Consider the following 19,927-nt stretch of genomic DNA (forward strand, 5'->3'; position numbering starts at 1 on the left):
CCCCGGAAAGCGCGCTTATTGGTTACGCGTTATAGAATGATCAGCTCCGTTTTCGCAGAGAACACCATGACATCGTCCAGCGCATAATGCATGCGCAAGCGGTCGCCGCGCTGGGCGGCGGTGTCGGCATCGACGAGCGCGCGGAAGCTGCGCCCACCGCTGGCAAGGGTCAGGATCGAAAGCTCGCCGAGATACTCGTTGATGGCCACCTCGGCCTCCAGCGCGGGACGCGCGGAGTCACCGCCGAGATGCAGCGACTGCGGGCGGATGCCGACCTTCAGCTCCCGCTCGTTCCAGCGCGCGATGCGCTGGGCATGGCCCTGGTCGAGTTGAAACACGATGTCGGAGTCCGGAACCCTGAGCACGGTCCCGTTGTCCCCGGTGAATAGTTCGGCATCGAAGAAGTTGGTCGGCGGCTCGCCGATGAAATCCGCGACGAAGACGTTTGAGGGGGTGTGATAGAGGTCGTTGCGGCTGCCCACCTGCTGCAGTTCGGCATTGCTCATCACCGCCACCCGGTCGGCCAAGGCCAGGGCCTCCACCTGGTCGTGGGTCACATAGACCATGGTCTTCTTCAGTTCCTGGTGGATGGACTTCAGGTCGAAGAGCATCTGGAACTTCAGATGCGCGTCGATGTGGCTCATCACCTCGTCGAGAATGAAGACCGCCGGATCGCGGATCAGCGCCCGGCCCAGACTGACGCGCTGCTGCTGGCCGCCGGAAAGCGCCGTCGGCTTCTGGTTCAGAATATCGTCGATGCGCAGCAGCTCGGCGATCTCCCGCGCCCGCTTCCTGCGCTCGGGCTGGGGCAGGCCGCGTACCTCCAGGGGGAAGGCCAGGTTCTCCTCGACGGTGAAATTGGGGTAGAGCGCATAGGTCTCGAAGGCCATGGCGACGTTGCGCGCCTGGGAGTCCAGCTTGTTGACCAGAACGTCGTCGAAGTAGATCTCGCCGGAGGTGATCTCCTCCAAACCGACGATCATGCGCAGGGTTGAGGTCTTGCCGCAGCCCGAGGGGCCGAGGATCGCCACGAACTCGCCATCGTTGATGGTGAGGTTCAGGTCGCTCACCGCGTGCACCTCGTCGTGCCGCGAGCGGTAGATCTTGTTGACGTCTCTGAGGGACACCCGCGCCATGATCTAGGCCACCATCACGTTGCGGCCGCTGGCGGCATCGAAGTAGAGGAAGGCGTCGTTGCGCAGTGCCAGACGCACCGCCTCGCCGTGCTGGAAGACGGCATCGGGGGCGGTGAGCGCCGTCAGCCGCACGCCGCCGGTCTCCGCCACCAGGATGCCGTTAGCCCCCAAGGCCTCGTAGATCGCCACGGTGGCGTCGACCACCGCCGCGCCGCCCGTCGTGTCAGTCGTCACTTCGCCGTCGCGGATGACCTTCACGTGCTGCGGGCGGATGCCCACGGTGATGCGCTCGCTGCTGCGCCCCGCCAGCGCCTGCCCGTGGGGTTCGGCGACCGGCAGCTTGAGCTCCGCCCCCTCGGCTGCGAACTGCAGCGCGCCGTCCACGGAACTGAGCGCCGCCGGCACCACATTGATGCTCGGCTGGCCGAGATGCTGGGCGACGAAAAGGTGCTGCGGCTGCTGAAAGATCTCCCGCGCCGTCCCCACCTGCAAGAGGCCGCCGGCGCCCATGACGCCGATACGGTCGCCCAGGGACAGGGCTTCCGCATAGTCGTGGGTGACATAGAGGGTCGCCACCTTGCGCAGCTCCTCCAGGGTGTGGAACTGCAGGCGCAGCTCGTGGCGGATCTTGGCATCGAGGTGGCTGATGGGCTCGTCCAGCAGGAAGACATCGGGCTGCGCCACCAGGGTGCGGCCGAGCGCCGTGCGCTGCTTCTGGCCGCCGGAAATCTCCCCCGGGCGGCGGCTGAGGAGCTGTTCGATGCGCAGCAACTGCGCGACGGAGACCACCGTCTCGGTGATCCGGCTCTTGGGCAGGCGGCGCGCCCGCAGCGGGCTGGCGATGTTTTCGAAGACCGTGAGGTGCGGATAGAGGGCATAGCTCTCGAAGGTCATGGCGACCTTGCGCCGGTAGGGTGGCAGATCCGTCAGGTCGCGCCCGCCCACCTTGATGCGCCCGGCATCGGGCCGCTCGAGCCCCGCGACCAGGCGCAGCAGCGTGGTCTTGCCGATGCCGCTGGGCCCGACGATCACGAAGAACTCCCCCTCCTCCACCGTCAGGTCGAGGCGGTCGATGACCGGGAAATCCCAGCCCTTGCAGAGTCCCTCGATCTCCAGTCTCGACATCGCGTCAGCCTTTCACAACGCCGAGGGAGAGGCCGCGCACCATGTAGCGGCGCAGGAGGATAAACAGGATCACCGGCGGCAGCATGGCGATCAGGCTGAAGGCCATCTGCAGGTTCCACAGCGTCTGGCTGCCGTGGGTGAAGGTGGGGATGACGATGGTGAAGGTGCGCACGTCGGTGCCCACCAGCAGGTTGGCGAAGAGGTATTCGTTCCAGGCGAAGATCCAGCACAGCATGGCCACCGAGATCATTCCCGGCAGCACCAGCGGCAAGGTTACCTTGAAGAAGGCGCGCAAGGGGGTGTAGCCGTCGAGGTAGGCCGCCTCCTCCAGCTCGCGCGGCGTGTCGCGGAAGAAGACCATCATCAGCCAGGTCGCCAACGGCATGTTGAAGACCAGGTAGAGAATGATCAGGGAGAGGTGGCTGTCGGTGCCCCAGGGCGTGGCGTCGAAGAGGAAGAACATCGGCAGCACCACGGCCACCGGCGGGAACATGCGGTTGGAGAGCACCCAGAAGGCCAGGTTTTCGCCGCCGGCCTGACGGGGGAAGCGGGCGAAGGCGTAACCCGCCAGGGTGCCGAGCAACAGGGACGCCAGGGTGTTGCCGGTGGCGATGATGAAGCTGTCCACCAGGGCATCGAAGTTGGAGGCCTCGGCGAAGACCGAGACGAAGTTCTGCGGATGCCAGACCTCCGGCCAGAAGGTCGGGATGGTGCGGTTGGTCTCGGCGGCCGACTTGAAGGCGGTGATGATCTGCCAATAGAAGGGAAACAGCGTGATCAGCAGCCAGAGCCCCATGAGGGCCAGGAACAGGAACTTCACCAGGCGGTAGTTGGCCTTGCTCATCCGCCCGTCCTCACGCGAAACCCGCTCATGCACCCCCCCCTCATGCGAATCCCTGCGCCTTCAGCACCTTTTTCAGGTACTTCAGGAAGAGGATGATGAGCACCGCCGAGACGGCAAAGATGAGAATGGCATAGGCCGCCGCCTCGCCGATGGCGAACTCGCGGATGCCGCGCTGGAAGGCGATGTAGGCCGGCAACTCGGAGGACTGGGCGGGCCCGCCGGAGGTCATGATGAAGACCAGGTCGACGAACTTGAAGGCGTCCATGAAGCGGACGATGAAGGCGATGGCGATCACCTCCTTCAGCATCGGCAGGGTGATGCGCCTGAGGGTGGTCCAGGCGCCGGCGCCGTCCACCCGCGCGGCCTCATAGACCGCCGGCGGCAGCGAGACCCGCCCGGAGTAGACGATCAACAGCGGCAGCGCGGTCCAGTTCCAGACATCGGCGATGATGATGGTCCAGAGCGAAAGCCCGGCGTTGAACCATTCGATGTGCTGGTCGATGAGCCCGAGGTTCAGAAGCGCCTGATTGATCGCGCCGTTCGACGGGGTGAGCAGGAACTTCCACAAGACCCCGACGATGGAGGGCGGCAGCATCATCGGCAGCACCATGGCCACCAGAAAGACCACCCGCAAGAAGTTGCTCTTCACCAGCTCGTAGAGGATCAGCGCCAGAATGCTGCCGAGGATCACCTGCAAACAGGCCCCGAAGGTGAGATAGATCCCCAGGTGGACGATGGAATCGCCAAAGCGCGCGGACTCGAGGACGGTGGCGAAGTTCTCCAACCCGATGAAGTTCCAGTTCCCCTGGAACAGCCGCATCATGTTGGTGTCGTGGAGGGCGTGATAGAACATCCACACCGTCGGGTAGACGACGATGCAGAACAGCACCAGCACCGGCAGACCCACCAGGGCGATGGGCACCCAGCGCGCAACGATCAGGTTGGCGCGGGGCTTCTTGTTGCGGAACCACTCCGGATAGGTGGCGGGGTCGGCGCGGTCCAGACGCGGCCGCTCCGCCGCCGCCGGCTCGCCAGCCAGGTCTCCCGGCGCGGTGCCGTCGACCATCAAGCGGACACCCCGAAACGCGGCCGCGCGACGCTCAGCAGCACCCTCTGAAGCGACCCCAGAAGCGCCCGCGCACAATCGATTGTCGCAATGCTCCGCACGACCCCCCTTGTGGCCGAGGCTGCAGAGGCCTGCATCCTCAGTGTCCTCCCCAACGCCTTGTTCTGGTTCGCTTTCCCTGGCCGGTCTGGCACTCCGGCACGCGCTTGGTATCATTTGCGCTCGCCATAGCCGAGTCAAGGTACCAAGCCTGGGCCGGCGTTGTTGCAGAGCCGAAAGGGGAGGATCGATGGACGCCAGCGGGCTTACGGTACCGGAGGGCTACGCACCGAAAAACGAGACCAGCCTGCCGGGTTATCTCGCCGGCCTTCCCGCCGTCGCGGCGCGGCTTGGCGGCGGCGAATCCGACTGGCAGGTGCGCGAAGTCGGCGACGGCAACCTCAACCTGGTGTTCATCGTCGAGGGCCCGGCCGGCGGCGTCGCCGTCAAACAAGCATTGCCTTATGTACGCCTCATCGGCGAAAGCTGGCCGCTCCCCTTGAGCCGCGCCCACTTCGAGCACATGGCGCTCACCACCGAAGCCAAGCACGCGCCGGGGCTGGTGCCGGAGGTGCTGCACTACGACGAGACCCTGGCGCTCATCGTCATGGAGTTGTTGCAACCGCACATCATCATGCGCCAGGGCATGATCAAGGCGATCCGCTATCCGCGCTTCGTGGAGGCCATCACCGACTTCATGGCCCGCACCCTCTTCTTCACCTCCGATCTCGCCCAGCCGGCTGCCGAAAAGAAAGCTGCGGTCGCCGCCTTCTGCGGCAACTCCGCGCTCTGCAAGATCACCGAGGACCTGATCTTCACCGAGCCCTACATGATCGCCGAGAACAACCGCTGGACGAGCCCGCAGCTCGACGGCATCGCCCGGGCCTTTCGCGAGGACGCGGCGCTGAAGGTCGCCATCTCCCGCCTCAAGGTGAAGTTCCTCTCCGACACTCAGGCGCTGATCCACGGCGACCTGCACACCGGCTCAGTCATGGTGACGCAGGAGGACACCCGGGTGATCGACCCGGAGTTCGCCTTCTACGGCCCCATGGGCTTCGACATCGGCGCCATCATCGCCAACCTGCTGATCAACTACTTCAGCCAGGACGGCCACGCGACGCCGGAGGACCCGCGCGAAGACTACCAGGCCTGGGTGCTGGAGACGGTGGAAGGCGTCTGGACCGGGTTCCGCGAAAAGTTCCTGGCGCTCTGGCGCCAAGGGGTTCAATCAGGGGGGGCCGGGGGCGATGCCTATCCCGCCCCGCTCTTCGCCGACGGTGCCAGCGCCGAGGCCCTGGAAGCGGAGCGGGCGGCCTACCTGGACCGCCTGTTCGCCGACAGCCTGGGCTTTGCCGCCGCCAAGATGACCCGCCGCATCCTCGGCCTCGCCCACAACATCGACCTGGAGTGGATCGAAGACCCGGACCTGCGCGCCGCCTGTGAAACCCGCTGCCTGACCCTCGCCCGCGACATGATGGTCAACACCGCGACCTACACGAAGATCGAGGACGTCACGGCAGCGGCCCGGGCAATGCGCGGCAGCGCGCCTGCGTAGACCATCCATGCTCGATCTCTATGCGGGGCCTCTTGAGCGGTATTACACCCGCCGCTGGGAGACGGCGGCGGCCGTTGCCAGCCGAGAGCTCGGCATGCCCTACGAGCTGGTCTTCGAGGGCGGGATGGACCCGCTATCGCTCAGCGATGACGATGCGCGATCCGCTGTCCGGGACTTTGCAAGCCGATTGGCGCCGAAGCTTCATCTGGAACCACACCCGAGCTGGGAGGAATCCTTCACTGGTCCATACGAGACGATTCAGCTCACCCAGGATGGATTCGCGGCGCTGGTTCTCTGGACGGCCTATCTGCACCGGGAAGACCTCGAGCGACCTCAGAAGTTGCCTCAAGACCCATGGTCGGATCCCGCCATATCAGAAGCCAGCGAGCGCGGATACTACATGGGGCCGATGGCGATCTTTGAGGCTCATATGACGGTGCCGGGCCGCGAGCCGCGCATAACCTCCGAAGACGATCCGATCGGAAGGAGCCTGGTGGTCACGACGACTGCCGCCTTGGAAGAGGCCATCGGCCTCGTCAGTGAGAGCCTCTCCTTGGCGCCAGACCAGGCGTTGGAAATCGTACGCCTTGGTCCGCCGGCGACGGGGAAGATACTGGCGCGGGAAGACGGAGGCCGGCTCAGCTCAAGCAAGGAGCCTTGGGCTATGGAGAAGGCTCCACCTGTCGAAGATGCGGTCAAGGCTTGGGCGGAATACGCGGTTTCGGCCCTGGTGACGCTGTCCGCCTTCTCCAAGATTCACAGCGTTCCGATCGTTCGTGACGAATGAACCGCCCGCAACGAGAGGCCTGACGGCATCGGCGAGACGCTGCTTCGACAGAGCGTTCGCAATCGGCTCATCGAGTATTTCGAGTCGGCCTCTTCGTTGGAGACGGGAACAAGAGGCGTTCGGCGAGTCTTCTTGAATTCCGCATACCCGATCCGCATGCATCCCTCCTGACAGGACGGTGTCAGCACGGCTTTGTTATGCCTAGCGCGTCTCGGTGGCGGATTTGCAGAAGGCAGCACAGATGGCAGAGATCTCACCCTACCTTCCCGGTATTCTCCTGGCCTATTCGGCCTTTCTGCTGTCCATCATGAGCCCCGGCCCCAACGTTCTGGCCGTCCTCGGCACGTCGATGGCGGTCGGCCGGAGATCCGGGACGGCGCTGGCGCTTGGCGTCGCCACCGGCTCGTTCTGCTGGGCCCTGCTGACCGTCGCAGGGCTCTCGGCGCTGCTCGCCGCCTATGCCGCCGCGCTCACCGTCATCAAGATCGTCGGCGGGCTCTACCTCCTTTGGCTGGCCTACAAGTCCTTCCGTGCCGCCGCCTCGGCCCACGACATCCATGCGACCGAGATGGCCGGCGCCCGGCGCCGCCCGCTGGACTACTTCCTGCGCGGCTTCACGGTCCAGATGACCAACCCCAAGGCGGCCCTCGCCTGGATCGCCATCATTTCCCTCGGCCTTCAGGCCGATGCGCCGCTTTGGGTCGGCTTCGTGATCGTCGCCGGCACCAGCCTGCTGTCGGTGCTGATCCACTGTCTCTACGCCCTTGCGTTCTCCACCGCGGTGATGGTGCGGCTCTATGGCAGGGCGCGCCGCTGGATCCAAGGCGTTCTCGGCGCCTTCTTCCTCTTTGCCGGGATCAAGCTGCTGACGAGCCGTCCCTAGAGCAGATCCAGGTTCGGTGGAATCGCGGAAGCGATCCACCGAGCCTGGTGACTCTGCTCTCATTCTCAAGTGTAGAGCGGATTCACATGTTTAGGCGCAAACACCAAAGTGTTTCTGTCTAAACATGATCCGCTCCAGGCGCCACGTTCTGATTGTGGCGGAAGAGGTTGCCGGGGTCGTAGCGGCGCTTCACCTCTGCGAGGCGGCGGTAGTTCGCGCCGTAGGCTTCCTCTTCGCGGCCCCGCTGCTCGGCGATGAAGTTCACGTAGGCGCCGCCGCTGGACTCCTCCGCCAGCACCTCGCGGCATCTATCGATCCAGGCGAGGCAGCCCACGTCGTCCGACGGCTCCATCCAGCGCGCGCCCGGGCTGAGCACGAAATTCGCGTCGCGGTGGGGATAGGCCGTGGCCTCCGGGGCTACGTCGTTGATGGCGCCGCCGACGTGGGAGATGGTGACATCAGACTGGTCCGTCGGCATGCGTTCGGCCAAATCGACGAAGCGGTCGATGGCGCGTCCGCTCAAGGCGCGGAAGTTGGCCGAGGTCCAGTAGTTGCGCCAGCCGTGCGCGTAGATCGGGTCGAGCAGCGCCTGCGCCTCGGTGAAGCGCCGCACCATCACGCCGTCGCCGGCGGGCTCCCCAAAGTCCCGCAGCGGCGCCAGGGCGGCCTGCCCTTCCGACAGATCGCCGGCGTAGCACTGCATGACCGAGAGCATCTTGGTGCCGTGATATCGCGGCGCGAGTACGGGCAGCGGCGGGGCGGTGATCAGAGTGGCCCAGGCGCAGGCCGCGCGCGGCAGTTCGGGTGCCACCTCGGCATAGTTCCGCAGCACGGCGGCGGCCTGGTCGAGCGGATAGAGGGTCGGCCCGAACAGCACCTCGGGCCCGACCGGATGGAGCCGGAACTCGAAGGTGACGGCGACACCGAAATTGCCGCTGCCGCCGCGCAGCGCCCAGAAGAGATCCGGATGCTCCTCGGCGCTCACCCGCAGGAGTGCGCCTTCCGCCGTTACGATCTCAACAGAAACCAGATTGTCGGCCGCCAGGCCGTGCTGGCGCGACAGCCAGCCGAATCCGCCGCCCAGAGTGAGGCCGGCCACGCCGGTGTGGGAGATCACGCCGCCGGGTGCCGCCAGGCCGAAGGCCTGGGTCTCGTGGTCGAGGTCGCCCAGCAGGGCGCCGCCCTGAACCCAGGCGCGCCGGGCGGCGGGATCGACCCGCACCGCGCGCATGGCCGAAAGATCGATCACCAGCCCGTCCGCGCAGAGTGCCGAGCCGGCGATGTTGTGGCCGCCGCCGCGCACTGCCAGGGCCAGCCCCTGGTCGCGGGCGAAGCGCACAGCCTCGATCACGTCGGCCACCCCCGCGCAGCGCGCGATAAGGGCCGGCCGGCGCTCGATCATGGCGTTCCAAAGGACGCGGGCCTCCTCGTAGTCCGGCGTGTGGCGGTCGATCAGGCGACCGCGCAGACGCCCGGCAAATGCTTCAAGGGCCGCGGGGTCCAAGGGCTGGGCGGCGGGACGGGCTTGACGTTGGAGCTGGCTCATCGGGCAGCACTCCGTTCCTGAAGGCGGCGGCGGAAACCTGACGGCTTCGGGCGCCGCAGACTACTCCTAAATCTGGAGTGGACGCTGGGCGGCCAGCGGCGCATCCTGCCCTCAGCCGCACCGAAAGGAGACCGCCATGCCCCGTGGTTACGGTCAGTACTGTCCCCTTGCGCTGGCCTGCGAGGTGTTGGGGGAGCGTTGGTCGATTCTGGTGCTGAGCCGCCTGATCGACGGCTGCCGCCGCTTCAACGAGATTCACCGCGGCGTGCCGCGCATGTCCGCCACCCTGCTGTCCCAGCGCCTCGCCCAGCTCGAGGCCGCCGGCATGGCCGAGCGGCGCCCCCTGCCCGGCGGACGCGGCTACGAATACCTGCCGACCGAAGCCGGCTGGGAGCTGGAGTCCGTGATCATGGATCTTGCGGTCTGGGGCCAGCGCTGGGCGCGCGACATGACCACCGACGACCTCGACCCCGGCTTCCTGCTGTGGAGCATGCACACCCGCCTCAACACCGAGGCCATGCCGCCGGGCCGCACGGTGCTGGAGTTTGCATTCACCGGCGCCACCAAGGACAACCGCCGCTTCTGGCTGGTCAACACGGACGGCCAGGTGGAGATGTGCCTGAAGCACCCCGGCCATGAGGTCGACGTGACGGTCACGGCCGATCTGCGCCTCTTCATCGAAGCCTGGCGCGGCTTCCGCTCGCTGAAGGACGAGATCGCCCGCGGCAGGATCCGCGTTGAGGGCCCGCGGGCCCTGACCCGGGCGCTGCCGGACTGGCTGAAGCTCTCCGCCCTCGCCCCCTTCGAACGGCGCCGGCCCGGCGCGGAACAGAACCTCGCCACAGGCGGCAAGGCCGCGGCCGCCGCCGCCGCCGCGCAGGCCGACGCCGGGTAGTCAGGCCTTCAGGCGCCCTCGACAATGGAGAGGTGGCGTTCGGAGGACCGCAGGGCGTAGGTAAGCGCTTCCTGATACTCCGGCGACTCGTAGCAGCCGACGGCGGCCTCGAAGCTCGGGAATTCCGCCACCACGTTGCGGGCATGGTCGGTTCCCTCTTTGGTGACGTGGCGTCCGCCGCGGGCCAGAAAGCGCCCGCCGTGGCCCTGCACCGCCTTGGTGGCGCGTTTCGCATATTCGCCGTAGACCTCTTCGTCCGTGACGGTGACGTGGGCGATCCAAAAGGCAACCATGATGATCTATTCCCCTCTCTGGTAGCGGTCCCGCGATTGGCGGGGTGCCTAACCTAGAGTGTTTCATGTATTGACGGAACCGGCCCGTTTTCGGGTGCCTTCGGCAAGGATTCCGCAAAGCTTTCATGGTAAGCAGGGTCCGAAGGAGCCCCGATTCGCTGGGTCAGCCGGAGGGCAGATGGGCCAGGACCACGCCGCGCAGTTCTGGGACGAAGGCTATGCCGTCGTGCGTGGCGTCTTCGATGCCGCGGAGGTGGCGGAGATGGCCGCCGCCTTCGACCGGCTGCAGGCGCGCGCACTGGCCGGCGGACGGAACTGGCGCGACCGCAACACCTTCTTCTGCCTCGCCGACGACCCGCGCAAGGGGCGCATCCTGCGCTATGTCCAGTGGCCCGGCTGGATCGACGAGACCCTGGAGCGGGTGCGCCGCGACCCACGCCTGCTGGCGATCCTCGAACCGCTCATCGGCGGCGACCTGAAGCAGATCATCAACCAGATGCACTGGAAGCCGCCGGGCGCCGATGCCGAGTTCGGCTTCCATCAGGACTCGCGCTCGCGCCATCCCCGCACCGCCTACCGCGACCTCGCCACCTCCTACATCCAGACCGGCATCGCCGTCGACCCGCAGCACGAAGAGAACGGCGCCATGATCGTCTGCCCCGGCAGCCACCGCCTCGGCGAGCTGCCCTACGAACGCGACAAGCGCGCCATGAACCAGGCCCTCGACACCGGCGATCTCGCGCGCCTGGGGGCCGATGCGGAGAAGACGCTGGTGCTGGATATGGCGCCCGGCGACCTCGCCTTCTGGCACGTGCACACCCTGCATGGCTCCGGCCCCAACCGCTCCACCATGGACCGGCGCTTCTACATCAACGGCTATGTCACCGCGGCCAACTGCGACCGTGGCGAGTGGGCCTTCCGCGACGGCACGCCCTGCCCCCTGCAGGGTGAGCAGAGCCTCGTCCACTACGAGGACCTCTACAGCAACCCCGGCCCCATGTTCGTAGACTGACCGGCGCGTCCTCCGCTCACACCAAGCGAGCCATCCCCCTCACCCTCCCGCTCACGCGGGCCCCTCCCTCTCCCACGAGGGGAGAGGGAAACCAAATCGCGGCACGGAGAGAATCCCTCTCCCCTGGTGGGAGAGGGCTGCGCAGCCTTAGCGGGATCGAAAGATCGCGCTTAGGCGGAGCTGGGTGAGGGGGATTTTTTTGGTAGACGGCGGACGAAAGCCCTAAATCCCGAACAGGCCGATCACCACGCCCTGGATCAGCAGAACACCGAGCCAGTGGCCGCCGTCGATCACGGTGAGCATGCGCTTGGCGCCCTGGAAGCCGTGGTTCACCACCAGGGTGGTGAGCACGAAGCCGATCCAGACCCAGAAGGCGGTGGTGAGGCCGCCGTAAAGACTGACAGCCTCGGCCCCCAGGTGTCCCATCATGCCGGCCAGCATGAAGGCCATCACCAGTTGGGCGATGGCCGCGGTGACGAAGGGCACGGCGCTCATGTTCGCCTTCAGCTCAGCCTCGGCCTTGCCGACCGCCGCCATCCAGGGCTTGCTGAGCGCCATGTAGTAGAGGGAGCCGAAGACATAGCTGGCGATCATGGCCACCACCACCGCCAGATAGTTGATCCCCGCAAAAGCCATCATTTCCTCCCTTTTGCGATGGCGCGCCGCAGGCGCGATTACCGCGTTGCGACCACAACGAGTTCTTTACCGCGTTGCAACCGCAACGCCGGCTCCCACCAAAAGACCGCCGCCGACCCGGTTCAGCCAGGCCATCGCCCGTACGCTCCTGATCGCCCGGCCGGCCCGCGCAGCGACGAAGGCATAGGCTCCCAGAACCAAGAACAAGACAAGCGTCACCACGGCAGCGAGCACGGCAACATCAGCCAAGCCGAGTACGGTCACATCGATGAAGGTCGGCACGAAAGCCCCGTAGAACAGGATGGCCTTCGGGTTGCCGATGGTCACCAGGAAGCCGACGGCGAAGGAGCGGCCGTGGCGCCGTTGCCCATTGCCAGGCTCTGCCTGCGCCGCCTTGGCGGGGAGCTGCGCCTTGCTGCGCCAGAGCTTCACGCCGAGCCAGATCAGATAGGCCGCGCCCAGGATCTTCACCACCAGGAAGAACTCGCCCAGCACCGCGGCAAGCGCGCTCAGGCCCGCGATGGCGAGCACCAGGAACAGGATATCCCCAACCACCAGGCCGGCAGTGGCCGCTAGGCCGGCGGCAAAGCCGTGGGTGAGTGCACGCGCCACCACCGCCAGGACCCCCGGCCCCGGGGTCAGCGAGAGCAGGAACATGGCGGCGACAAAGGCCAGCAGGGTTTCCGCAGACATGGTAAGAGTCATCATAGGCGATCCAAGCCCGCGTCAAGTCCACCACTCGGGCATCCTTCCATGATCCAGATCAAAGGAAAAGCATCGCCACTGCGCTAAGGGATCAGGCATGAGCCCGGAAAACGACCCCACCACGGCCGACCAGGCCCTGGATAGGCCCAGCGACCTGCCCAAGCGGCCGCCGCGGGTCCAGACCATTCGCGTCGGCGACGTGGTCGACGCCCTGGAAAAGGGCCTGCAGGACTTTCGCGCCGCGCCCTCCTTCGGGCTGTTCTTCGGCGGCGTCTATGCGGTGGGCGGCATGCTCATCGTGCTGGCCGCCTCGGCCCTGGATATGGGCTACATCTCCTATCCGCTGGCCGTCGGCTTCGCCCTGATCGGGCCCTTTGTCGCCGTCGGGCTCTATGAGGTCAGCCGGCGCCGGGAAAGCGGCGAGATGCTGGACTGGAACAGCATCCTCGGCGTCGTGGTGGCGCAGCGCAAGCGCGAGATGGGCTGGATGGCCTTCGTCTCGCTCTTCGTGCTGGTGGTCTGGATGTATCAGGTGCGCATCCTGATCGCGCTGTTCATCGGCCTGCGCGCACCGACCTCCATCAACGAGTTCGTGGCCGTGGTCCTCGGTACCCCGGAGGGGCTCACCTTCCTTGCCGTCGGCCATGTGATTGGTGCCGCCATGGCGCTGGTGCTGTTTTCGCTCACCGTGGTTTCTTTTCCCATCCTGCTGGAGCGGGAGATCGACTTCGTCACCGCCATGATCACCTCGGTGCGGGCCGTGGTCTCCAACCCGCTGCCGATGATCGGCTGGGCCTTCGTCATCATGATCCTGCTGTTGATCGCCATCGGGCCCTTCTTCATCGGCCTCTTCGTGGCCCTGCCGATCCTCGGCCATACCACCTGGCACCTCTACCGCAAGCTGGTGGCGCCGGAAGAGGAACCAGATCCCGGCGAGAAACCCGCAGATAGCCCCCCAGTGAGCGCGATCAAGCGACCCGCGGCAAGCGACAACTTTCCCTGAGACTGCGCAGAGGGTGCGATCCGTCGACGCGGCCTCCTTCCGCAGGAGCGGCCCCTCGTAGTAGGCGGCGGACGGGCGTTGCGCCGGCGCCGCGGCCGGATAGACTTCGGTGCACGCTGCCCGTCCCCCGATCCGAGAGAGGCCCGATGAGCTATCAAGCGATCAACTTCGCCCAGAAGTTCGCCCTGTTCAGCGAGCAGTGGCAGCCGAAGGTCGTCGCCGAGATGAACGACTACCAGTTCAAGGTGGTGAAGCTGCAAGGCGACTTCATCTGGCACGATCACCAGGACACCGACGAGACCTTCATCGTCCTCGAAGGCGAGCTGCGCATCGACTTCCGCGACGGTGCCGTCACCATCGGCGCAGGGGAGATGTTCGTGGTCCCCAAGGGGCTCGAACACAAGCCTTACGCCGAGCAGGAAACCAAGGTGATGATCATCGAGCCGCGCGGCGTGAAGAACACCGGCCACGAAGACGGCGAGCGCACCGCCGACAACGACGTCTGGATCTGAGAGCGCTGCGGCGTCAGCCGGCCCGCTCGGGGAAAAGTTCCGCCAGCCCTTCGGGGGAGGCCTTGGCGACGCCGCGTTCGGTGATCAGGCCGGTCACATAGCGCCGCGGCGTCACGTCGAAGGCGTAGTTGGCCACCGGGCTGCCGTCCGGCGTGATGGTCACGGTCTCGATGGCGCCGGAGGCGGTGCGGCCGGTCATCTGGGAGACCTCCTCTCCGCCGCGCTGTTCGATGGGAATCTCCGCCACCCCGTCGTGCACCGTCCAGTCGATGGTGGGCGAAGGCAGCGCCACGTAGAACGGCACGCCGTTGTCGTGGGCGGCCAGGGCCTTCAGGTAGGTGCCGATCTTGTTGCAGACGTCGCCGGAGGCGGTGGTGCGGTCGGTGCCGACGATGCAGAGGTCGACCTGGCCGTGCTGCATCAGGTGGCCGCCGACGTTGTCGGCGATCACCGTGTGGGGCACGCCGTGGTGGCCGAGTTCCCAGGCGGTGAGCGAGGCGCCCTGATTGCGCGGGCGGGTCTCGTCGGCCCAGACGTGGATCGGAATGCCCTCCTCGAAGGCCATGTACATAGGTGCCGTCGCGGTGCCCCAGTCGACGGTGGCCAGCCAGCCGGCGTTGCAGTGGGTGAGGATGTTCACCGGCTCCCCCGCCGGCTTCTTGGCGGCGATCTCGGAGATGAGCTTCAACCCGTGACGGCCGATGGACTGGCAGATCTCCACGTCCTCGTCGCAGATCTCCGCCGCCCGCTTGTAGGCCGCCGCCAGGCGCTCGCCGCGCGGTCGGTTGCGCAGGGCCTCGCGCATCTCATCCAGGGCCCAGCGCAGGTTGACCGCCGTCGGCCGGGTGGCGATCAAGAGGTCGTAGGCCCGGTCGATGGCGGCGTCGCTGTCGTCGTCCCGCAGGGCAAGGCAGACCCCGTAGGCCGCCGTCGCGCCGATCAGGGGTGCGCCGCGCACCAGCATCGCCTTGATGGCATGGGCCGCGTCGGCAACCGTCTTCATGGTGACGGTCTCGAAGCGGTGCGGCATCTTGGTCTGGTCGATGATCTCCACCGACCAACCGTCGTCGTTCAGCCAGATGGTTCTGTAGGGCGTGCCGTCGACCTTCATGGGTGCCTCTCGCGCTCAAACCGGGACGAGATTTCATCCTAGAGCGCAAGCGTCGGGCAAACCAGAACTCCTGTCTACTCCGCCGCCTGTTCGGCCGCCGGATCTGCCGTCTGGGCGGCTGCCGTCTTCTTCGGCACCAGCAACCAGCCGAACAGCAGGGTCGCCGCCGCGGCACCGACCAACTGCGCGATGATGAAGGCCGGGGCGTCCAGCGGGCGGATGCCGGAGAAGGTGTCGGTGAAGCTACGGGCAATGGTCACCGCCGGGTTGGCGAAGGAGGTCGACGCCGTGAACCAGTAGCCGGCGGTAATGTAGAGCCCGACGGCGAAGGGTACGGCCTCGGCCCGAAAGCGGACGCAGCCGAGGATCGTCGCCACCAGGCCGAAGGTGGCGACCGACTCGGCGAACCACTGGGCGGGCCCCGTGCGCAGCTTCTCGGAGACCTGCAGCAGCGGCTCCGCGAACATGGCATGGGCCACCAGCATGCCGGCGAGGCCACCGGCCACCTGGACCAGCACATAGAACAGAGCGATGCGCTTTTCCAACTCGCCGCGCATGACGAAGGCCAGCGTCACCGCCGGATTGAAGTGCGCGCCCGAAATCGGGCCGAAGATCAGGATCAGCACCACCAGGATCGCCCCGGTGGCGATGGTGTTGCCCAGCAGGGCGATGGCGGTGTTTCCGCCGGCCAGGCTCTCGCCCATGATGCCGGAGCCCACGACCACGGCCAGCAGCAGGGCCGTACCGAGGGCTTCGGCAACCAGGCGGCGGGGCAGACAGAAGGTCATCGGCAGGGCCTCGTGAACTCAGGCCGAGGCCGGGAGATCTGTGCCCATCTCGTCGAGGCGCTTCTGCAGGCTGAGCTTGTCCAGCGCCGTGATGGGCAGGTTCACGAAGATGCTGACCCGATTGTAGATCTGGCCGTAGACGTCGGCGAAGACCTGGCGCTTTTCCGCCTCCGGGCCGTCGAAGGCCGCGGGGTCCTGAAACGGCCAATGGGCGCGCATGGGCATGCCGGGCCAGACCGGGCAGACCTCGCCGGCGGCGTTGTCACAGACAGTGAAGACGAAGTCCATCGCCGGCGCGCCTTCCTCGGCGAAGACGTCCCAGGACTTGCTCGCCAGGTGGTCGACCGGATGGTTGAAGCTTTTCAACAGGTCCACGGCATAGGGATTCACCTGGCCGGTCGGAAAGCTGCCGGCGCTGTAGCCCTTGAACTTGCCGGGAGCGACCCGGTCGACGATGGCCTCGGCCATGATGCTGCGGGCCGAGTTTCCGGTGCAGAGAAAGAGCACGTTGTAGGTCTTGTCGGACATGGTTGCCGTTCCTCTCGATTCAATTCGTCGCAACGCCGTTGACGCGTCGCCAACCCCACTTCCTGTTCGTCTCGCGCCCCGGCAGCCCTTCGGGCACCCCGTCAGGCGGCCGGGGTGTCTTCGGCCGGGGCGTCTTCAGGCGGCGGCTCATCGGCCACCAGATCTCCCAGCAGCCCGGCGCAGATCTCCGGGTGCCCGTTGCAGCAGTCCTCCAGCAGGAAGGCCACCAGCGCGCGCATGGTCGAAAAACGCGCGGCATAGAGAATCTGCCGGCTGCGCCGCCGCGAGTCCAAGAGCCCGGCCCGCTCGAGCTGCGCCAGGTGAAAGGAGAGCGTCGCCGGCTGGACCCCAAGCTGTTCCGCCACGCCACCAGCCGGTAGCCCCCCCGGTCCGGCGCGCACCAGCAGGCGAAAAACCGCCAAACGGGTCGGTTGCGCGAGGGCCGCCAAGGCTTGGGTTGCCGCTTGCTCGTCCATATTTTGATAATCGTAAAATTATCAAAATATGGCAAGTCCCGATCAGAGGCTTTATTACCAAGGGAGGCGCTGGGGTGCCGCCGCCTGGGGGCGCGCGGCTTTGGGAGAGTCCGGCAGGGGCCAATTTCGGGTTCCGGGCCGGCAGCGCGCCGACGGGTAGGTACATACGTTTGACTGACAGAACCAAAGCGACCCTGGTGCTGAACGCGGGCTCGTCCAGCATCAAGTTCTCGCTCTACGACGTGGCGCAGGCGGCAGAGGAGCGTCCGCTCGCCAAGGGCGTGATCGAAGGGATCGGCAGGAGTCCGCGCCTGAAGGCCGAGATCGCCGGAGCTCCCGGCGACTGCGGTCAAACCTGGGCCGACGGCGCCGGCCTCGGCCACAGCTTCTTCTATGACGTCCTGCTGGATTGGATCGGCGAATCCCTGCCGCATGTCGAACTGGCGGTTGCGGGCCACCGCGTGGTCCACGGCGGCACCGCCTTCGATGCGCCGCAGCTCGTCAACGCCGGGGTGATGGCCGCCTTGGAAGCGCTGGTTCCGCTGGCGCCCCTGCACCAACCGCACAACCTGGCCGCCATCAAGGCGCTGTCGGAGCGCGACGCCCGCCTGCCGCAGGTGGCCTGCTTTGATACCGCCTTCCACCGGACCATTCCCAACCGCGATCAACTCTATGGATTGCCAAGGGCCATGGCGCAGGAGGGACTGCGGCGCTATGGCTTTCACGGGCTTTCCTACGAATTTATCGCCTGGACTTTGCCGAAATTTGACGCTTTTGCGTCAACGGGGCGCGCCATCGTCGCCCACCTGGGCAATGGCGCCAGCCTCTGCGCCTTCCGCAACGGCCGCAGCCAGCTCTGCACCATGGGCTTTTCGACCCTCGACGGCCTGATCATGGGCACCCGTTGCGGCAGCATAGACCCCGGCGTGCTGATCTATCTGATGCGCGAGAAGGGCATGGGCCCGGACGATCTGGAGGCGCTGCTCTACAAGGAATCCGGGCTGCTGGGCCTCTCCGGGATCAGCAGCGACATGCGCGATCTGCTAGACGGCAACTCGGCCGAGGGGCGGGAGAGCGTTGCCATGTTCTGCGACCGTGTGGCCCAACAGGCGGCCTCGCTGGTGGCCGCGCTCGGCGGGGTCGATGCGCTGGTCTTCACCGCCGGCATCGGCGAGCACTCGCCGGTGGTCCGCAAGGAGATCTGCCGGCGCCTGGAATGGCTGGGCCTGGTGGTGGACGACGAAGCCAATGCGGCCAACAGCGCGCGCATCAACGCCCGCGAAAGCAGCATCGGCATCTGGGTGATCCCCACCGACGAAGAGCTGATGATCGCGCGCCACAGCCGCGCCCTGGTGACAGAGACCCAGGATTTCGCGGCCTTGCGATGACGTCGACGGGCAGTCCAGGGCTGATCGAGGGGCTTGGGCCCCTGGCATCGCGCTTCGATGCCTATCTGCTCGACCAGTACGGCGTGCTGCACGACGGACAACAGCTCTATCCCGGGGTCCTGGATTGTCTGGCCGCGCTGCGCGAGGCCGGCAAGCGGGTCCTCATCCTGTCGAATTCCGGCCGGCGCAAGCAGCCAAACAGCGAACGCCTGGCCCGCATCGGCCTGCCGCCCGAACTCTATGACGACTTCATCACCTCCGGCGAGGTGGCGCGGGAAGCGCTGGCGGAGGCCCCGCAGGATCTGCTCGGCCAGGGCGGCAACGGCGCCCCGCTGCGCTGCCTGGCCCTCGGCGGAGCCGCCGACCGCGCGCTGCTGGAAGGGCTCGATATTGCCTTCGTCGACGATGTCGGCGAGGCCGATTTCATGCTGCTGGCCAGCTTCGGCGACCGGCTGCCGGCCGGCGATGCCTTCGATGAAACCTTTGCGGCGGCCGGCGAACGCAAGCTGGCCCTGGTCTGTGCCAACCCGGACATCAAAGGGATCGCGGGGTCCGGCCTGCACGCGGCGCCGGGCGCCCTGGCCGCCCGCTACGAGAAAGACGGCGGCCGGGTGGTCTACGTCGGCAAGCCGCATCCCTTGATCTATCGCGCCGCGCTCGCCGGCCTGGCGCCGCTGGCGCCCGGGCGCGTTCTCGCCGTCGGCGATTCCCTGGCCCACGATATCGCCGGCGCGGCGGCGGCGAGGCTGGCAAGCGCCTTCGTTCTGAACGGCATCCACCGCAAGGACCTGGGCGAGTCCCCCGCCTCACCCGGCTTCGACGACCGCCTGGCAGCGCTCATGCGTGAGCATCGGGCAGAACCCGACTACCTGCTGCCGAGCCTATCCTGGTAGGGCTGGCGCTTTTTCGACTTGCGTCGAATTGGGTGCCGGCCCCGCCCCCTACCTGCTCTTGAAGCGGCTGCGCATGGCCAGGTCGGCCCGCGCCGAGAGATCCGCCCGTGCCGAGAGGTCCGCCCGGGCTGAGAGGTCCGCCCGCGCCGCCATGTCGGCACGGGTGGTGTACTCGCCCGCCGTCATGTTGGTGGCGCTGCCAATGGCGGCGTCGAGAAGGATTTCTTCCAGCCAGCCGCTGGCGATCTCGATGCGCACCGAGAAGTCGACCTTGTCGTAGAACCACATCCTGACGTTTCTCTGAAAGAGCTCGTCTTTCATCTCGATGCCGATCTCGCCGATGCTGGCGGGCTCCTTGATTTCGCGACCGGGGCCGTGAACCAGGAAGACGTAGGGCGCCTGGAGCTTGTAGTAACTGCCTTCGTAGGAGAAACCGTAGATCCGCGCCAACTGAGGTTTCAGGTCCTCATCGTCGGACGGCCGCAGCTTGTCCGTCAGCGGATTTCGGTTGAACGGCCTGTTCGTATCGCTGAGTTGGCCGATGGCGCCAGGATTGAGCGTCAATCCATCGAAGATCCGGCCAAAGAGTCTCACCTGGGACGAGGCCAGAATTGTCTCGCCGAAGATCTCCGGCTCCGGCTTCGGCTTTGAGTTTCCGTCACCGCAGTGATCGTCTTTCTTACCATCGTCCGTCATGTTCCCCTTC

22 protein-coding genes are annotated in these 19,927 nt (G+C 66.5%); 9 read left to right on the plus strand and 13 right to left on the minus strand.

Translation table 11 applies throughout. The features are described from left to right. Positions 1 to 29 precede the first annotated feature (29 nt). Genes Q0996_RS13715 through Q0996_RS13730 form a run of 4 tightly spaced genes read right to left on the minus strand, consistent with a single transcriptional unit; the run spans position 30 to position 4,171 of the window. Complete coding sequence (locus tag Q0996_RS13715) at positions 30 to 1,136, minus strand: ABC transporter ATP-binding protein (protein ID WP_299620551.1); 1,107 nt, start codon at positions 1,134 to 1,136, stop codon at positions 30 to 32. Between the two features lie 3 nt (positions 1,137 to 1,139). Further along, the gene (locus tag Q0996_RS13720) at positions 1,140 to 2,261 is read right to left on the minus strand and encodes an ABC transporter ATP-binding protein (protein ID WP_299620554.1); all 1,122 of its coding nucleotides are present in this window, start codon (positions 2,259 to 2,261) and stop codon (positions 1,140 to 1,142) included. A 4-nt stretch (positions 2,262 to 2,265) separates the two neighbouring features. After that, positions 2,266 to 3,105 carry a carbohydrate ABC transporter permease gene (locus Q0996_RS13725; protein ID WP_299620557.1) on the minus strand — a complete coding sequence of 280 codons (840 nt, stop codon included), beginning with the start codon at positions 3,103 to 3,105 and terminating at the stop codon, positions 2,266 to 2,268. 40 nt (positions 3,106 to 3,145) lie between these two features. Further along, positions 3,146 to 4,171 (minus strand): carbohydrate ABC transporter permease, encoded by a 1,026-nt coding sequence (locus Q0996_RS13730; RefSeq protein WP_299620559.1) that lies wholly within the window; start codon positions 4,169 to 4,171, stop codon positions 3,146 to 3,148. 289 nt (positions 4,172 to 4,460) lie between these two features. Here Q0996_RS13730 and mtnK point away from each other — a divergent pair, with 289 nt between their 5' ends. The 3 genes from mtnK (at position 4,461) to Q0996_RS13745 (ending at position 7,435) form a co-directional block, all read left to right on the plus strand. Then, on the plus strand, positions 4,461 to 5,765 hold the full coding sequence (mtnK, locus tag Q0996_RS13735; RefSeq protein WP_299620562.1) for an S-methyl-5-thioribose kinase: 1,305 nt from the start codon (positions 4,461 to 4,463) through the stop codon (positions 5,763 to 5,765). A gap of 7 nt (positions 5,766 to 5,772) precedes the next feature. Then, positions 5,773 to 6,552 (plus strand): hypothetical protein, encoded by a 780-nt coding sequence (locus Q0996_RS13740; protein ID WP_299620565.1) that lies wholly within the window; start codon positions 5,773 to 5,775, stop codon positions 6,550 to 6,552. Positions 6,553 to 6,793: 241 nt separating this feature from the next. Then, positions 6,794 to 7,435 (plus strand): LysE family translocator, encoded by a 642-nt coding sequence (locus Q0996_RS13745; RefSeq protein ID WP_299620568.1) that lies wholly within the window; start codon positions 6,794 to 6,796, stop codon positions 7,433 to 7,435. Positions 7,436 to 7,553: 118 nt separating this feature from the next. Here the strand turns inward: Q0996_RS13745 and Q0996_RS13750 are convergent, their stop codons facing one another. Continuing rightward, positions 7,554 to 8,981 (minus strand): FAD-binding oxidoreductase, encoded by a 1,428-nt coding sequence (locus tag Q0996_RS13750; protein WP_299620571.1) that lies wholly within the window; start codon positions 8,979 to 8,981, stop codon positions 7,554 to 7,556. Positions 8,982 to 9,117: 136 nt separating this feature from the next. On the opposite strand from Q0996_RS13750, the gene Q0996_RS13755 reads away from it, so the two are divergent. Next, the gene (locus Q0996_RS13755; protein ID WP_299620574.1) at positions 9,118 to 9,876 is read left to right on the plus strand and encodes a helix-turn-helix domain-containing protein; all 759 of its coding nucleotides are present in this window, start codon (positions 9,118 to 9,120) and stop codon (positions 9,874 to 9,876) included. Between the two features lie 8 nt (positions 9,877 to 9,884). Here Q0996_RS13755 and Q0996_RS13760 read toward each other — a convergent pair whose 3' ends face one another. After that, complete coding sequence (locus Q0996_RS13760; RefSeq protein WP_299620576.1) at positions 9,885 to 10,169, minus strand: DUF1330 domain-containing protein; 285 nt, start codon at positions 10,167 to 10,169, stop codon at positions 9,885 to 9,887. A 178-nt stretch (positions 10,170 to 10,347) separates the two neighbouring features. On the opposite strand from Q0996_RS13760, the gene Q0996_RS13765 reads away from it, so the two are divergent. After that, the gene (locus Q0996_RS13765) at positions 10,348 to 11,181 is read left to right on the plus strand and encodes a phytanoyl-CoA dioxygenase family protein (RefSeq protein ID WP_299620579.1); all 834 of its coding nucleotides are present in this window, start codon (positions 10,348 to 10,350) and stop codon (positions 11,179 to 11,181) included. A 222-nt stretch (positions 11,182 to 11,403) separates the two neighbouring features. Here Q0996_RS13765 and Q0996_RS13770 read toward each other — a convergent pair whose 3' ends face one another. Continuing rightward, positions 11,404 to 11,817 carry a DUF1761 domain-containing protein gene (locus Q0996_RS13770; protein WP_299620582.1) on the minus strand — a complete coding sequence of 138 codons (414 nt, stop codon included), beginning with the start codon at positions 11,815 to 11,817 and terminating at the stop codon, positions 11,404 to 11,406. 66 nt (positions 11,818 to 11,883) lie between these two features. After that, complete coding sequence (locus tag Q0996_RS13775) at positions 11,884 to 12,510, minus strand: LysE family translocator (protein WP_299620585.1); 627 nt, start codon at positions 12,508 to 12,510, stop codon at positions 11,884 to 11,886. Between the two features lie 109 nt (positions 12,511 to 12,619). Here Q0996_RS13775 and Q0996_RS13780 point away from each other — a divergent pair, with 109 nt between their 5' ends. Both Q0996_RS13780 and Q0996_RS13785 read left to right on the plus strand, forming a co-directional pair. Continuing rightward, complete coding sequence (locus Q0996_RS13780; RefSeq protein WP_299620588.1) at positions 12,620 to 13,525, plus strand: DUF2189 domain-containing protein; 906 nt, start codon at positions 12,620 to 12,622, stop codon at positions 13,523 to 13,525. Between the two features lie 146 nt (positions 13,526 to 13,671). After that, positions 13,672 to 14,037, plus strand: coding sequence for a cupin domain-containing protein (locus tag Q0996_RS13785; RefSeq protein ID WP_299620590.1), 366 nt, complete (start codon positions 13,672 to 13,674; stop codon positions 14,035 to 14,037). Positions 14,038 to 14,050: 13 nt separating this feature from the next. Here Q0996_RS13785 and mtnA read toward each other — a convergent pair whose 3' ends face one another. The 4 genes from mtnA to Q0996_RS13805 form a co-directional block, all read right to left on the minus strand. Then, entirely contained in the window at positions 14,051 to 15,148 is a 1,098-nt protein-coding gene (gene mtnA, locus Q0996_RS13790; protein ID WP_299620591.1) for an S-methyl-5-thioribose-1-phosphate isomerase, read from the minus strand. A gap of 74 nt (positions 15,149 to 15,222) precedes the next feature. Next, the gene (locus Q0996_RS13795) at positions 15,223 to 15,936 is read right to left on the minus strand and encodes an MIP/aquaporin family protein (RefSeq protein WP_299620592.1); all 714 of its coding nucleotides are present in this window, start codon (positions 15,934 to 15,936) and stop codon (positions 15,223 to 15,225) included. Positions 15,937 to 15,954: 18 nt separating this feature from the next. Beyond that, complete coding sequence (locus Q0996_RS13800) at positions 15,955 to 16,464, minus strand: arsenate reductase ArsC (protein WP_299620593.1); 510 nt, start codon at positions 16,462 to 16,464, stop codon at positions 15,955 to 15,957. Positions 16,465 to 16,565: 101 nt separating this feature from the next. Continuing rightward, on the minus strand, positions 16,566 to 16,940 hold the full coding sequence (locus tag Q0996_RS13805; RefSeq protein ID WP_299620594.1) for a helix-turn-helix transcriptional regulator: 375 nt from the start codon (positions 16,938 to 16,940) through the stop codon (positions 16,566 to 16,568). Positions 16,941 to 17,110: 170 nt separating this feature from the next. On the opposite strand from Q0996_RS13805, the gene Q0996_RS13810 reads away from it, so the two are divergent. Together Q0996_RS13810 and Q0996_RS13815 are read left to right on the plus strand one after the other, a co-directional pair. Continuing rightward, positions 17,111 to 18,328: an acetate/propionate family kinase gene (locus Q0996_RS13810; RefSeq protein ID WP_299620596.1), complete on the plus strand. Its 1,218-nt coding sequence runs from the start codon at positions 17,111 to 17,113 to the stop codon at positions 18,326 to 18,328. Further along, positions 18,325 to 19,221, plus strand: a complete 897-nt coding sequence (locus Q0996_RS13815) for a TIGR01459 family HAD-type hydrolase (RefSeq protein WP_299620598.1) — start codon at positions 18,325 to 18,327, stop codon at positions 19,219 to 19,221. Before Q0996_RS13810 ends, Q0996_RS13815 begins: the two co-directional genes overlap by 4 nt. Positions 19,222 to 19,269: 48 nt before the next feature. Here the strand turns inward: Q0996_RS13815 and Q0996_RS13820 are convergent. Beyond that, positions 19,270 to 19,927 (minus strand): hypothetical protein (locus tag Q0996_RS13820; protein WP_299620600.1); only part of this gene is annotated, 658 nt, incomplete at its 5' end.

It is taken from the genome of Pelagibius sp. (genome assembly GCF_028289705.1).
In the GTDB taxonomy this organism is placed as follows: domain Bacteria; phylum Pseudomonadota; class Alphaproteobacteria; order Kiloniellales; family Kiloniellaceae; genus Pelagibius.

Coding starts and splice junctions, on each gene's coding strand:
- Q0996_RS13815 (WP_299620598.1), top strand. CDS start 18,325: ATGACGTCGACGGGCAGTCCAGGGCTGATCGAGGGGCTTGGGCCCCTG.
- Q0996_RS13780 (WP_299620588.1), top strand. CDS start 12,620: ATGAGCCCGGAAAACGACCCCACCACGGCCGACCAGGCCCTGGATAGG.
- Q0996_RS13800 (WP_299620593.1), bottom strand. CDS start 16,464: ATGTCCGACAAGACCTACAACGTGCTCTTTCTCTGCACCGGAAACTCG.
- mtnK (WP_299620562.1), top strand. CDS start 4,461: ATGGACGCCAGCGGGCTTACGGTACCGGAGGGCTACGCACCGAAAAAC.
- Q0996_RS13785 (WP_299620590.1), top strand. CDS start 13,672: ATGAGCTATCAAGCGATCAACTTCGCCCAGAAGTTCGCCCTGTTCAGC.
- Q0996_RS13725 (WP_299620557.1), bottom strand. CDS start 3,105: ATGAGCAAGGCCAACTACCGCCTGGTGAAGTTCCTGTTCCTGGCCCTC.
- Q0996_RS13805 (WP_299620594.1), bottom strand. CDS start 16,940: ATGGACGAGCAAGCGGCAACCCAAGCCTTGGCGGCCCTCGCGCAACCG.
- Q0996_RS13715 (WP_299620551.1), bottom strand. CDS start 1,136: ATGGCGCGGGTGTCCCTCAGAGACGTCAACAAGATCTACCGCTCGCGG.
- Q0996_RS13795 (WP_299620592.1), bottom strand. CDS start 15,936: ATGACCTTCTGTCTGCCCCGCCGCCTGGTTGCCGAAGCCCTCGGTACG.
- Q0996_RS13745 (WP_299620568.1), top strand. CDS start 6,794: ATGGCAGAGATCTCACCCTACCTTCCCGGTATTCTCCTGGCCTATTCG.
- Q0996_RS13720 (WP_299620554.1), bottom strand. CDS start 2,261: ATGTCGAGACTGGAGATCGAGGGACTCTGCAAGGGCTGGGATTTCCCG.
- mtnA (WP_299620591.1), bottom strand. CDS start 15,148: ATGAAGGTCGACGGCACGCCCTACAGAACCATCTGGCTGAACGACGAC.
- Q0996_RS13730 (WP_299620559.1), bottom strand. CDS start 4,171: ATGGTCGACGGCACCGCGCCGGGAGACCTGGCTGGCGAGCCGGCGGCG.
- Q0996_RS13775 (WP_299620585.1), bottom strand. CDS start 12,510: ATGTCTGCGGAAACCCTGCTGGCCTTTGTCGCCGCCATGTTCCTGCTC.
- Q0996_RS13750 (WP_299620571.1), bottom strand. CDS start 8,981: ATGAGCCAGCTCCAACGTCAAGCCCGTCCCGCCGCCCAGCCCTTGGAC.
- Q0996_RS13765 (WP_299620579.1), top strand. CDS start 10,348: ATGGGCCAGGACCACGCCGCGCAGTTCTGGGACGAAGGCTATGCCGTC.
- Q0996_RS13740 (WP_299620565.1), top strand. CDS start 5,773: ATGCTCGATCTCTATGCGGGGCCTCTTGAGCGGTATTACACCCGCCGC.
- Q0996_RS13760 (WP_299620576.1), bottom strand. CDS start 10,169: ATGGTTGCCTTTTGGATCGCCCACGTCACCGTCACGGACGAAGAGGTC.
- Q0996_RS13755 (WP_299620574.1), top strand. CDS start 9,118: ATGCCCCGTGGTTACGGTCAGTACTGTCCCCTTGCGCTGGCCTGCGAG.
- Q0996_RS13770 (WP_299620582.1), bottom strand. CDS start 11,817: ATGGCTTTTGCGGGGATCAACTATCTGGCGGTGGTGGTGGCCATGATC.